Consider the following 12492-nt stretch of genomic DNA (forward strand, 5'->3'; position numbering starts at 1 on the left):
TAAAGGGACAAATATATGGCAGTAGAATCGGTGCTTGAACGTACGCTGCCTCAAAGTCTGGACGCCGAAATGAGTGTTATTGGCGCCATGTTGCTTGACAATGAGGTTATAAATGTAGTTGTGCCAATATTGAATAAGCAAAGTTTTTATAAAACGGCGCACCAGAGCATATACCAGGCCATAATAGATTTGTATGATAAGGGGCAGGCCATTGATTTGGTTTTGTTGCGGGAAGAATTAAAGAAGCGTTCCTTACTTGAGAATGTTGGCGGAGCAGAGTATTTGGTGGAACTTGAGGAAGCGGTTCCAACTATTGGGAATGTAGAATATTATGCGAATATAGTACGGGAAAATGCCATAAAAAGAAATCTCATTGAAGTTGCCGCAAATATTCAAAAACAGGCATTTGAAGGTGCCGTTGATACCGGCTTTTTACTTGATTCCTCTGAGAGGGCGATCTTTGAGATTACGCAGAAAAAATTTAACGCATCGTCCATTAAATTAAATGAAATACTGAAAGAAACCTTTAGCCGTATTGAGAATCTGCATGACAGGGAAAGCAGGTTAACGGGGTTATCTACCGGATTTTACGATTTCGATGACCTTACCTGCGGATTGCAGCCTTCCGAACTTGTTATTGTTGCCGCAAGGCCCAGCATGGGGAAAACAAGTTTTGTTATGAATATTATCGAACATATTGGGGTGGTAGAAAAAAAACCGGCGGCAATATTTTCTATGGAAATGTCTGCCCAGCAGTTGGCGCAAAATATGCTTTGTTCTCACTCAAAGATCGATGCGCATAAACTAAGAAAAGGATTTCTGGAAGATGATGATAGATTATGGAGTGCACTTTCAAATGGGTTAGGGTCTCTTTCCGAAGCGCCTATTTTTATTGAAGATACACCGGGGCTGACAGTATTGGAAGTGCGTGCAAAGGCAAGGAGATTAAAAGCTCAATACGATATTCAACTAATTGCGGTAGATTATTTGCAATTGATGGAATCGCCTCGTGGAGAAAATCGCCAGCAGGAGATTTCTATAATTTCCAGGGGTTTAAAATCTCTTGCCAGAGAACTGGCAATACCGGTAATTGCGGTATCCCAGTTGAACAGGTCTGTGGAGTCTAGGGAGGGGCACAGACCAAGGATGTCAGATCTTCGTGAATCAGGATCGATTGAACAGGATGCGGATGTTATTGCTTTGTTACACAGAGAAGATTATTTTAATCCCGAAAAAAAGGATGGTACCGCAGAACTGATTATAGCAAAACAGCGGAATGGGCCTACAGGAACGATAAAATTGACTTTTCTCTCACATTGTATGCGTTTTGAAAATTTCTCGTCTTCAGGAATCGAATGAAACCGGACAAGGTTTTATTAACTACCGCTAAGACAATTGTGGCACTTGTTTTGGTCTTGTGTTTTGTAAATGTTAAGGTTTCTTGCGATGAAAATCTGGATAAAAACACGCATATTCTAAAAAAAATTGAAGTCAGAGGAAACAAAAGGATTAGTGATGCTGCAATAAGAAGCATCATTCGGTCGAAGGAAGGTGACGTGTATGACCCTAACCTAGTAAGTCAGGATGTGGATGCTATTTGGTCACTGGGGTTCTTTGAAAACATAGAGGTTGAAATAGAAGAGACAGCCGATGGGTTAAACCTGATTTTCCTTGTCTCTGAACGTGCAGTAATTGACAAGATCCTGTTTTCGGGTAATAAAAAGATTAAATCCAAAAAATTGGCAAAAGAAATTGGGATAAGAGAGGGAGACGTATTAAAGCATCATCTGCTGAAGTTGGATGAAGATAAAATACGGGATTTATATAAGAAAAAATGTTTTTCCAGAATGCAGGTACATGCGGAGTCCAAGGTGGTAAATGGAGAAACAACGGTTATCTTTAATATAGAAGAAGGTCCCCGTATACGTATTGCCGATATTGATTTTAAGGGTAATACCAGTTATAAACCCAGAAAACTCCTTAAGCAAATGGAAACCCGCAAGAAGAGATTCCCGAAAATAATGTTTCCCGGAAGATTTGAACAAGATGTATTTGCATCTGATATGGTTAAAATCAAAGAGTTTTACATGAATAATGGATGGCTGGATGTTGATGTTGGATGGGAGATAACATATGAAAACGATGACAGTGAGATGTACATTACCATACACGTAAAAGAAGGGGAAAGATATTATGTAGATACATTAGAAATAAGTGGTACAACAATATTTACCGCAGATGAATTGAAAGCTGCATTAAAATTGAAGGAAGGCGCCCCTTTCTCTTTAGACGCGGTGGAAAAGGATACATATCAAATCCGGCTTGCTTATGGTGCGCAGGGATATCTTGCAACTAGTGTTAATGAAAAACACATATTTGCTGCTGATGAAACTAAAGTAAAGGTGTTTTTTGATATTGAGGAGCGTGACAGGTACTATATAGACAAAGTAAAGATTATCGGAAACGATAAGACAAGGGACAATGTTATTCGCAGGCAGCTAACCTTTAATCCGGGTGAACGGTTAAATGTCGAAAAAATACGTGATAGCCAGAGACGATTGGCAAACACGGGGTATTTTGATATGGATTCTGGAATGCCTGCGGGAATTAGTTTTGAACAAGGCTCTGTGCCAAACAAGAAAAATTTAATAGTTGAAGTAAGAGAAGGAAGGACCGGCATGCTAAGGTTTGGCGGAGGGTATGGGGCAAATGTCGGCGCTTTTGGCGATATTTCATATACAGATAGAAATTTTGATGTTCTTGATTTTCCAAAGGGCTGGAATGATTTTCTGAGCGGGAATGCATTTCGCGGCGCAGGACAAATATTAACGTTGCGTTTCAGTCCCGGCTTTCAGAGAACTGAAATCCTTATTTCTTTGACGGATCCCGCGATATTTGATTCCCCTTATAGTGCAGGAGCAAGCTTATCCAGCTATAGCAGGTGGTATAACCTTTATCAGCAAAAAAGCGCCGGAGCGCAGATCTCTGTGGGGAGAGAACTGGTGAGGGATGTTTATGTGAAAGTGAGCCCGTCATTTGAATTGATCGGTATTGAAAGAAGGAAAGATAAGAATGACACACCGCAGGATGTGTTAGATGTCGAGGGGGGTAATTGGAAAACGGGAGTTACCTTTTCTGCACAGGCGAATAAAACAGATAATATATTCATGCCAACAAAAGGATATGCAATTAATACATCGTTCGAGGTTGCAGGCTTAGATGTGGATATTGTAAAATACGATGTAAAGGCAAAAAAATATACTACAGTTTTTGAGGTACCTAAGTGGGGAAAACATGTTGTCGCTTATGGGGGAACCATTGGGGTGGTCGAGTCCACATCGGGAGAAAACGTTCCGATATTTGAAAGATTTTATGCAGGAGGTTATGGGTCTATTCGGGGTTTTAAATACAGAGGCGTCGCACCCATTGATGAGAAAACAGATGAACAGGTAGGTGGGGAACTTTTAATGTTGCTTAATACTGAATATTTGGTGCCTTTGTATAAAGATATTGTTCGTATGGCAGTATTTGTTGATGCAGGAAAAGCAGATGAATCTTTGGCGGATTTCAATTTTGATCGTTTCAGGATGTCGGGAGGGCTTGGTTTAAGGTTGAATATTCCTTTCCTCGGCCAATCAACTGTTTCAATTGATTATGGTGTTCCAATAATGAAAGAAGAAGGGGATGAAACCCAGGGATTTTCATTTAATTTTGGAGGGGGCGGCAGCTTTTAAGTATGAAATATAAAAATTATTTGAATGGTATAAAGTGTATTTGTGTTTGTGTTGTAATTATGGCGAGTTTATGTATGGTTTTGACGAATCAGGTACAGGCTCAAAATGTTAATACCCCTGCAAGTGGTTTAAAAATCGGAGTGGTAGATTTAAACATTGTGTTTGAAAAATATGAAAAACGAAAACAATATGATGCTGATTTAAGAGAAGAAGAAAAATCATATCAAACCAAAATCAATGATAAAAAAAAGGAACTGGTGGGCCTGAAGGACAAAATACAACTATTGGATCTTGGCAGCAAGGATAGAAAAAAGTATGAAGAAGAATTTGAAAGGAAAAATATAGAATTGGAATCTTATGCGAAAGTTGCTGAAAAGAGTCTGATGAGAACGTATAAAGAATCGTTTGAACGGTTGTATTCGGAAGTTTTAAGGGAGATAGAGGCAATAGGAAAACAAAATCGTTACGATTTAATTATTAAAAAGGAAGATGCTGAATTACAAAGTGGGGGTATTTCTGAAATGCAATTTAAAGTAGGGATAAAAACTGTTTTATATCACTCTGATGGCGTAGATATTACAAATCATGTAATAGATCTGTTAAACAAAAAATATTCCAAAGCAGACAAAGGGAAATAGTTTTTGGATAACTTGCAAAAAACAATTGGGCAACCTGCAGAGTGTTCTGGTTGGGGCATGTTTCGGGGGGAAAGTGTCCGAATAAAGTTTAAACCAGCCTCGGTGAATTCCGGAATACATTTTGTGCGTGTCGACCTGCCATCTCGTCCAATAATACCCGCGAATGTTCACTTCTTATCAAACACTGCAAAACGCATTTTTTTGAAGAAGGATGATGCCGAAGTTGAAGGGATAGAGCATGTAATGGCCGCTCTTGCCGGATTAGGCATTGACAATATAGAAATTGAAATCCATGGACGGGAAATGCCTGCAGGCGATGGAAGCGCCAAATATTTTATGGATATCCTGAAGGAGGCCACCATTGTTGCATTAGCAGGGGAAAAACATATATTCATAATTCGAGAGCCTATTATGGTGAGCAATGGAAATGCAAGTATTATAGCGTCGCCTATTAATGAGGGATTGTTGCTTTCCTATACCCTGGACTTTGATGGTTTTTTTATAGATCCGCAAACATATGAATATGAAATTGAATTTAATGAAGAAAATTTTTCCAGAGAAGTTGCTTCCGCCAGAACGTTTGGTCTGAGTACCTACGTAGAAGAATTCAAAAAGCTTGGGCTGGGAAAAGGCGTCACGGACGATAATAGCTACGTAATACAGAAAGATGGAAAGATAACAAAACCTCTTTCTATGAGTCCTGCAGAATTACGGTTCCCGAATGAACATGTTAGGCATAAAATTTTGGATCTTATCGGAGATCTTTATTTGGCCAATGTTGTTGTTAAGGGACACATCGTGGCAAAAAGATCCGGACATTTCCTGAACGCAGAATTGGCAAGAAAAATAGCAAATATCGCATGTAAGGCATGAATTATTGTCTGAATCTTACATAATATTTTTGGTATCTTCCTTTATAATCGTTAATAAATGAAGGTTTAGAGAGAATACGCTGTTTCAGGTTTTTAAACAAATGGATTAAATTCACCTTTTGTATAAAACGATGGCAGCAACTGTTCGAGGTAGCGTTTACAAGGTACACTATTCAGTGGTAAGCAATGAGGCAAGATTCAGGTATGAATAAAATGGCCTGATCATTTCAAGAAAACAAAGAAACGGGGAGACGCAATGAAAATTCATCGATGGGCACTTGTTCACCCCGGTGCTAAATTAGGCAGCGATGTCGAAATTGGTCCTTTTTCTGTTGTCGGTGAACATGTTACCATCGGTGATAGGACCGTAATAAAGAATAATGCAACGGTAATTGGACATACTACTATAGGGAAAAATAGTGTTATTCATCCAAATGCGGTATTGGGCGCTGAACCACAAGATCTTAAGTATTGCGGCGAACAATCTTTGCTGCTTATGGGAGATAATAACATTGTGAGAGAAGGGGTCACCATTAACAGAGGTACCGCTGGCGGTGGTGGGAAAACGGTAATAGGCAACAATTGTTTTTTTATGGCTTGTTCGCATGTTGCCCATGATTGCATAATAGAAAATAACGTCCTTCTGGCGAATGGTGTGTTATTGGGAGGACATGTTGTATTGGAAAAAGGGGTTAAACTTATGGGTTTAGTAGGTATACAACCATTTGTGACGATAGGTCGTTATGCTTATGTAGGCGGACACACAAGAATCGTTCAGGATGTGCCTCCATACGTAATAATTGAAGGGCACCCGGCAAGAATAAGGCAGGTTAATGTAATCGGGCTGGAAAGAGAGGGGTTTTCCGGAGAGCAAATTGATAAGATTAAAGATTCATTCCGTGTATTATTTCGTTCTGATGAGTTGAATAGAAATAAAATTTTGGGGCAATTAGAGAAACAAGAATACATTTCACCTGAAGTTGAATATCTGATTACATTTCTGAGAAATATTGAAAAAGGTAAGCATGGGCGTTATAGAGAAATACTGAGAGTTTCACCCCAAGTAGTAATTTAGTTTTTTGAAAAACTCCAATAAAAGCAATGTCTTTTTATATTCCGTGCACCCCGCGCAAAGGCCTCCCTTACCCTCTACTTTTTCAAAAAAATAAATTGTTACCACAAAACCAAAAGTCGCCGTCCGCAATTGTTTCGTAGTCTGGTGTATTCTCAACCACGTTAAGGAGAAGAAGGGTGGTTTGTTTTTGGCAATATTAGAAGGTAAGTATGCATAAGTTAAAGGTTGCGGTAATAGGTGTCGGCCATTTAGGGAAAGAGCATGCCAGGGTATTTGCCGAATTACCAGGCGTCGAATTGGTTGGAGTGGTTGATGCACTGAACAAACAAGCAGAAGAAATAGCCCGGCGCTATAATACACAATGGTATGTAAATTATCAGGATGTAATAGATAAGGTTTCTGCCGTAAGTATTGCTGTTCCCACAAAATCGCATTACGCAATTGCAAAAGACTTCCTTACTCATGGTGTTCACGTCCTCGTTGAAAAACCAATGACAGGAACTGTATCTGAAGCGAAAGAATTAATAAGTCTAAGCAAGAAGAAAGGACTTGTGCTTCAGGCGGGGTATATTGAGAGGTTTAATCCGGTTATTGTTGCAATAAAAAAAATCTCTTCCAATCCAAGATTTATAGAGTGCCACCGTTTAAGTCCCTTCACGTTTCGATCTGCCGATATAGGCGTTGTCCTAGATTTAATGATACATGACATAGATATAATACTGAATATGACAGGCTCAAAGGTAAAAAAAATTGATGCTGTTGGCGTAAATGTTATTGCCGACAAAGAGGATATTGCAAATGCACGCATTCAATTTCAGAATGGCTGCGTGGCAAACATCACTGCCAGCAGGGTGTCTATTCAGCCTATGCGGAAAGTGAGATTATTTTCCGAAGACTCATATATTTCCATTGATTATCAGAAGAAAGAAGGGTTAATATATAAAAAATCCCCCAAACTAACCCTCAGTGCGCTTAATATTTCAGAGATGGATGTTTCGACCATTGCAGACCTAAAAAGCCATGTGTTTGGAGATTTGCTAAAGGTAGAACATATTAAAATGGATGATTACGAACCACTAAAAAAAGAACTAGAGTCTTTTGTTACGTGTGTTTTGGAAAACAAGGAACCGGAAGTTTCCGGAGAAGAAGGTTTAAAGGCAATAGAGGTTGCAAATGATATTTTGCAGGAGATAGAAAGAAATCTTGCGCACTCACGCGCACAATGTATGGAGGATTAAATTATGGAGAAAGAAGTTCTTATTACAAAAAAAATGAGTACAGGGGAAGTGACAAAGAAATACCCTGCGACTAAAGAAGTTTTTGCAAAGTATTTTGGAAAGGGTTGTTTTGATTGCCCCTCTTTTGGTACGGAGGATATAAATTTGGCATGTATGATGCATAATACGGATGTTGATAAATTTGTGCAGGAGCTAAATGAAGCCGCATATAAGGAAATAAATAAGACATAATAGTTAAATAGCCTGTGCGTCTATAAACGGAAAAATAGTTGATAAGTATATAATTTAATTTTTAAAAAGATTTAAGAGGACGATAGATAAACATTGAAACATATTGACCTGCAAGAAAAAATAACATTCCACAAAGATCATTTTATTCCCAATATTCTGTATGCCTCCCCGAAAGTTAAAATGCCTCTCATTTGCATGGAGCCGGGGCAAGTAATTCCTCCACACGGCGGGAATTCTGCAGGTATATTTTATGTGAAGGAGGGCAAAGGGATTTTTACCTTGGATGATGAGAAAATCACAATGGAAAAAGGAATGGTTATTGTTGCGCCTGAGGGTTCTTCTCGGGGGATGAAGTGTCTTGAAAGAATGGTCGTTTTAGCAGTAAGCGCAGGAGGGTAGAGGTATTAACATGGGTAAAATAGTTTTAGAAGAAAAAGTAAAATTTTCACAGCAGAGTTATTTATCGGACACATTATTTAAGAGTAACAACCTCCTGCTGGAATTGTTGTGCATGGAAGAAGGCCAGGAAGTTATTTCGAAAATAACGAATTCGCAGGTAATTCTCTTAGTTGTTTCGGGCAATGGTTCTTTAACGCAGGGGTCTGATACCAGTACCCTTAAGGCGGATTCGTTAGTAATTTTTGAAGGCGTTGAACAGTTTGAAATAAAAGCAAGTAAACAAATGACTATATTGCAGTATGTTATACCGCAACCGTAAGAAATATTTTTGAGAAGGAGAATAGATGAATATTGAAGACCGAATTATACTGGACGTGAGAAATATTATACCAAGAGAGCGACATCCAAAAATTTTTAATACGTTTGATGGATTAAGAGCGGGAGAGATGATGGTATTGATAAATGATCATGACCCAAAACCTTTAAAGTACCAATTAGAAGCGGAGCGTCCCGGTCAAATGGAATGGAAATATATCGAGCAAGGACCGGATATCTGGAAGGTTGAGATAGTAAAAAAATAATGGTTTTCAGCAAGGAAAATTAATTAATGTACAAAGGAGGCATAGAGTATGTATAAATTTTCAAAAGTCGCAGTGGTGGTGTGCCTGTTCGTCCTTTTTGTTGGCGCATGGTTTGGTTTCAGGTCTGTACACGCAGATGCGGAAATTAACGTAAAGGAAAAAAAAGAAAAGAAAGAAAAAATTTCTTCCAAATCTGAAAAATCAGAAAAAAGGGATGCTACCGCAGAGATAAAAGATACAAAAACCGAACAAAAGACTGTGACTCCAAAAGAAGAGAAAAAAGAAATTGTAAAGCAGGAAAAACCAGAAGAAAAAGCAGAACCACCTGCTTCTGAAAAACAGGAAGAAAAACATGCCCCTGTCGTCAAAGAAGATATGGCTGACACTCATCCTAAAGATGCCAGAACCATACAACAAATTATTTCCGAACTTACCGGAGAGAAAATCGGGCCAGACAACTCCGGAGATGTGTATCATTTAGGTTTAACAGCGACATATACGCCGCCAAAGGAATTATTGCCTGGCGAAGGCAAATTTGGGAAATTATTTAGTTTTTTACCTCTTATGAGATGGTACGATCCTGATCATTATTATACACCAAACCAGGCAATTGGAGGTGAATTCACGCACGGCGAATGTCTTATGTGCCATACGATCCAGACCCCCGGTATTGTAGCTCAATGGAAGAAGAGTAAACATGCTGCGGTAGAACAGGTGGTTGGCTGTGATAAATGCCATGGCAACAATCACCAGCAATTATACATGCCTTCATGGCAACACTGCGGGGAGTGTCATCCGGAGCAAAAAGAAGGGCATCGTGGTGGGGCAATGGCTTCGCACACCTATGCCTTTCATGTGAGTACAATCGAAGCCCCGTGGCAGATTGCAAAGCCTGCAGCCGAGGTTACTGCCTGTGCTACATGTCATGGGATAGCGGAGAACAGGTGTGACGGATGTCATACCAGGCATGATTTTTCCTTAGCTGAAGCAAGAAAACCAAACAATTGTGGTATTTGCCACACAGGTTTGGACCATTATGAATACGAAATGTACAGGGAATCCTATCATGGGATGATTTATGAGTCGGAGCAGCATACGTGGGACTGGACAAAACCCATGAAACCTGAAAATTACAAAACGCCCACTTGTGCATATTGTCATATGAGAGATGGCGAACATAATGCACAGAAATTCTCCACAGTTAATAGTCACATGGGCACATCATTGGTCGACAGGGGCGCCCCAAAATATAAGGAGGCCAGACAGAGTTGGATAAACACATGCAAAGGGTGCCATTCTCCAAGATTTGCGGCTGATCAACTTGAGGCGATGGATGAAGCGATAAAAGTCAGTTTTACAAAATGGCGTGAAGCCATGAAAATAGTGGTTGACCTTTATAATGACGGGATGCTGGATCCGATGCCGAAAGATTTGGCGCCTGACTACGCAGGACATTATACCTTTAGTCTCATTGGTGGTGAAGGCAGGATGTATAATGTATCCGATATAGAGCGGACGGCATTTGAGATGCTGGTGTATATTACCAATGCCGTTTACAAGGCAATGGCACACGGAGCAATGTATGGCGCTACTTATGGTAAAGGCGCTTTTCTGCAGGACCGCTGGTTGATTCAGGTAAAGGCGGAAGCAAGCAAACTTAGAAGAATAAGGGCGTTGGAAGAAAGAGTGGGGATAAAGCATAAGGCATACGATTTCTGGAAGCACGGTGAATATACCGACTTGCTCCTGGGTTGGAAGAGAAAGCCGGGAGACGTGGACAAGGCAGCATGTAAACACGAGGGCGCTGATTGTTTGGTTGAATAGTATTTTAGACTTTTGATAAAGTATTGTAATAAACAGAAGGTATAATGCTTAATAAAAGGTTATGCCTTCTGTTTTTTTATTGTTGTTTTGACAATACAGAGATAGAATCGGGACTCCACTTTAAGCAGATTTTTGGTTATGCATGTATACGATAATAATTACAGGAGTAATAAATGAAAAATTATCAATATTGTTTTTTATTCATCGCTTTTTTTTCCTCCTGTTTTTTGGGATGCTATAAAAAACAGACAATTTTACTGGAAAGAGAAGCTATTTGGGAAGTATTCGAAAGAGAATGCCAAAAATGTCATAAGATGAATGGAAAAGGGAGTCTTGTTGGCAGATTATTCTTTAATATTCCTGATTTTAACAATGTGAAATGGCAGGATAATGCTTCGGATTCGAGATTGATTATTCATGTAGGAAATGGATTAAGAAAAATGCCAGGCTTTAAAGGCAAGCTAAAAGATGAAGAGATTGTGGACTTGGTAAAAATATGTGTTCGGAGTTTCTATCCGCCCGTCGGGCAAAGATAATACTGCATGAATTTTAGTTGAAACAATAGTGATTTTTCACCGATTTTATGATATCATTCTTGCTTATTTGAGAGTATTTCATTTCTTTATTTTGCTGTCGATGACGGCTTTTTCATTTTTTGAGGCAAATTATGCTGCGAGAGATGTGTAAATCCAAAATACATGGCGCTACGGTAACTGAAACCAATCTGGAATATAACGGAAGCATTACCATCGATAAGTCTCTTCTCACTGCGGTAGATATTCTGCATTATGAGCGGGTGCAGGTTTTGAATATAAATAATGGAACAAGAGTAGAAACATATGTCATTGAAGGAGAACAAGACTCCGGGATAATTTGCTTAAACGGGGCAGCTGCAAGATGGGCGCAACCTGGAGATCGTGTTATTATTATTGCATATTGCCTTATCAATAACAAAGACGCTATAGGATGGAAACCAAAGATTATTTTGGTTGACGCAAAAAATAAACTCATCAAAAACCTGCCAACATGAGACGGATTTTATTCGAAATCCCTATCCCTTTTTTCTCCCAAAGCGTACCTATATACTCCTATGGGTTCATGTTAATGGTGGCATTTCTTGTTTCCATAGCCGTTGCGCGCTGGAGGGCGAAGAAAGAAGGTATCGACCCTAATGCCATCACAGATTTGGGGATATATCTGATTTTTGCCGGAATAGCAGGGGCAAGGTTGTTTTTTGTAATACAATTTTATGAAGATTATAAAAATAATTTATTAAATATATTCAAAATTTATGAAGGTGGTCTGGTGTATTATGGTGGATTGTTTGCCGCAATTATTATGCTATTCGTTTTTGTTAGAAAACGAAAGTTGCCCGTATTAAAGGTGATAGACATTATTGCGCCATCTACTGCACTGGGATTAGCCTTTGGACGTATTGGATGTTTTTTGAATGGATGCTGTTTTGGCAAGATTTCACTTAATCTGCCGTGGGCAGTTTATTTTCCCAGGACAGTTGATAGTCAAGGCATGGTTGATGGCAGCCCGGTATTTATTTATCACTATCAACATGGGTTGGTTCTCCTTTCCGCTCTGCATTCATTACCGGTTCATCCCGTACAATTGTATGCTTTTTTTTCAAATATAGCATTATTTTTTATTCTCAACAGTTTTTTCAGATTTCGAAAAAGAAATGGAGAGATTGTGCTCCTTTTTGGCATGGTGTATCCCATTATAAGATTTTGTATGGAAGCACTTCGGGGAGATAATCAATTATATTTTAACTGCTTTACCATTGCGCAGATAATAAGCATTATACTATTTGCCGTTTCAACTACTATTTTTGTTTTGTTCAGAATAAAAACAAGTAAAAACATTTCGCATATTTCTTCCTTGTAAAGAT

General features: G+C 39.1%; 14 protein-coding genes. All 14 read left to right on the forward strand.

What is annotated here, in order from left to right; all coding sequences use genetic code 11:
* The first annotated feature begins 15 nt into the window (after positions 1–15).
* On the forward strand, positions 16–1359 hold the full coding sequence (dnaB, locus tag KSMBR1_RS15195; protein ID WP_099326083.1) for a replicative DNA helicase: 1344 nt from the start codon (positions 16–18) through the stop codon (positions 1357–1359).
* Positions 1356–3734 (forward strand): outer membrane protein assembly factor BamA, encoded by a 2379-nt coding sequence (gene bamA, locus KSMBR1_RS15200; protein WP_099326084.1) that lies wholly within the window; start codon positions 1356–1358, stop codon positions 3732–3734. The genes dnaB and bamA overlap by 4 nt, the downstream gene beginning before the upstream one ends.
* Before the next feature lie 2 nt (positions 3735–3736).
* Positions 3737–4372 carry an OmpH/Skp family outer membrane protein gene (locus KSMBR1_RS15205; protein ID WP_099326085.1) on the forward strand — a complete coding sequence of 212 codons (636 nt, stop codon included), beginning with the start codon at positions 3737–3739 and terminating at the stop codon, positions 4370–4372.
* A gap of 12 nt (positions 4373–4384) precedes the next feature.
* Positions 4385–5245, forward strand: coding sequence for a UDP-3-O-acyl-N-acetylglucosamine deacetylase (gene lpxC, locus KSMBR1_RS15210; RefSeq protein ID WP_261341108.1), 861 nt, complete (start codon positions 4385–4387; stop codon positions 5243–5245).
* A gap of 255 nt (positions 5246–5500) precedes the next feature.
* A complete protein-coding gene (gene lpxA, locus KSMBR1_RS15215) occupies positions 5501–6319 on the forward strand; it encodes an acyl-ACP--UDP-N-acetylglucosamine O-acyltransferase (RefSeq protein WP_099326087.1) in 819 nt (272 codons plus the stop codon).
* 209 nt (positions 6320–6528) lie between these two features.
* Positions 6529–7557 (forward strand): Gfo/Idh/MocA family protein, encoded by a 1029-nt coding sequence (locus KSMBR1_RS15220; protein ID WP_099326088.1) that lies wholly within the window; start codon positions 6529–6531, stop codon positions 7555–7557.
* A 3-nt stretch (positions 7558–7560) separates the two neighbouring features.
* Positions 7561–7788: a DUF1858 domain-containing protein gene (locus KSMBR1_RS15225; RefSeq protein ID WP_099326089.1), complete on the forward strand. Its 228-nt coding sequence runs from the start codon at positions 7561–7563 to the stop codon at positions 7786–7788.
* 93 nt (positions 7789–7881) lie between these two features.
* Positions 7882–8187, forward strand: coding sequence for a cupin domain-containing protein (locus KSMBR1_RS15230; RefSeq protein WP_099326090.1), 306 nt, complete (start codon positions 7882–7884; stop codon positions 8185–8187).
* Between the two features lie 10 nt (positions 8188–8197).
* Positions 8198–8506 carry a cupin domain-containing protein gene (locus tag KSMBR1_RS15235; RefSeq protein ID WP_099326091.1) on the forward strand — a complete coding sequence of 103 codons (309 nt, stop codon included), beginning with the start codon at positions 8198–8200 and terminating at the stop codon, positions 8504–8506.
* Positions 8507–8531: 25 nt separating this feature from the next.
* A complete protein-coding gene (locus KSMBR1_RS15240; protein WP_169703460.1) occupies positions 8532–8768 on the forward strand; it encodes a DUF2249 domain-containing protein in 237 nt (78 codons plus the stop codon).
* Between the two features lie 48 nt (positions 8769–8816).
* Positions 8817–10592 carry a multiheme c-type cytochrome gene (locus KSMBR1_RS15245; RefSeq protein ID WP_230405693.1) on the forward strand — a complete coding sequence of 592 codons (1776 nt, stop codon included), beginning with the start codon at positions 8817–8819 and terminating at the stop codon, positions 10590–10592.
* A 173-nt stretch (positions 10593–10765) separates the two neighbouring features.
* Positions 10766–11128: a c-type cytochrome gene (locus KSMBR1_RS15250; protein WP_099326092.1), complete on the forward strand. Its 363-nt coding sequence runs from the start codon at positions 10766–10768 to the stop codon at positions 11126–11128.
* 131 nt (positions 11129–11259) lie between these two features.
* On the forward strand, positions 11260–11622 hold the full coding sequence (gene panD / locus KSMBR1_RS15255) for an aspartate 1-decarboxylase (RefSeq protein ID WP_099326093.1): 363 nt from the start codon (positions 11260–11262) through the stop codon (positions 11620–11622).
* On the forward strand, positions 11619–12488 hold the full coding sequence (gene lgt, locus KSMBR1_RS15260) for a prolipoprotein diacylglyceryl transferase (RefSeq protein WP_099326094.1): 870 nt from the start codon (positions 11619–11621) through the stop codon (positions 12486–12488). The genes panD and lgt overlap by 4 nt, the downstream gene beginning before the upstream one ends.
* The last annotated feature ends 4 nt before the right edge of the window (positions 12489–12492 follow it).

This window comes from Candidatus Kuenenia stuttgartiensis, from assembly GCF_900232105.1.
GTDB classification, from domain to species: Bacteria; Planctomycetota; Brocadiia; order Brocadiales; family Brocadiaceae; genus Kuenenia; species Kuenenia stuttgartiensis_A.

What these genes read in the sequence shown, in the direction of transcription:
- KSMBR1_RS15245 (WP_230405693.1), top strand. Translation starts at nt 8,817, where the DNA reads ATGTATAAATTTTCAAAAGTCGCAGTGGTGGTGTGCCTGTTCGTCCTT.
- KSMBR1_RS15235 (WP_099326091.1), top strand. Translation starts at nt 8,198, where the DNA reads ATGGGTAAAATAGTTTTAGAAGAAAAAGTAAAATTTTCACAGCAGAGT.
- KSMBR1_RS15205 (WP_099326085.1), top strand. Translation starts at nt 3,737, where the DNA reads ATGAAATATAAAAATTATTTGAATGGTATAAAGTGTATTTGTGTTTGT.
- lpxA (WP_099326087.1), top strand. Translation starts at nt 5,501, where the DNA reads ATGAAAATTCATCGATGGGCACTTGTTCACCCCGGTGCTAAATTAGGC.
- KSMBR1_RS15240 (WP_169703460.1), top strand. Translation starts at nt 8,532, where the DNA reads ATGAATATTGAAGACCGAATTATACTGGACGTGAGAAATATTATACCA.
- dnaB (WP_099326083.1), top strand. Translation starts at nt 16, where the DNA reads ATGGCAGTAGAATCGGTGCTTGAACGTACGCTGCCTCAAAGTCTGGAC.
- lgt (WP_099326094.1), top strand. Translation starts at nt 11,619, where the DNA reads ATGAGACGGATTTTATTCGAAATCCCTATCCCTTTTTTCTCCCAAAGC.
- bamA (WP_099326084.1), top strand. Translation starts at nt 1,356, where the DNA reads ATGAAACCGGACAAGGTTTTATTAACTACCGCTAAGACAATTGTGGCA.
- KSMBR1_RS15225 (WP_099326089.1), top strand. Translation starts at nt 7,561, where the DNA reads ATGGAGAAAGAAGTTCTTATTACAAAAAAAATGAGTACAGGGGAAGTG.
- KSMBR1_RS15220 (WP_099326088.1), top strand. Translation starts at nt 6,529, where the DNA reads ATGCATAAGTTAAAGGTTGCGGTAATAGGTGTCGGCCATTTAGGGAAA.
- KSMBR1_RS15250 (WP_099326092.1), top strand. Translation starts at nt 10,766, where the DNA reads ATGAAAAATTATCAATATTGTTTTTTATTCATCGCTTTTTTTTCCTCC.
- panD (WP_099326093.1), top strand. Translation starts at nt 11,260, where the DNA reads ATGCTGCGAGAGATGTGTAAATCCAAAATACATGGCGCTACGGTAACT.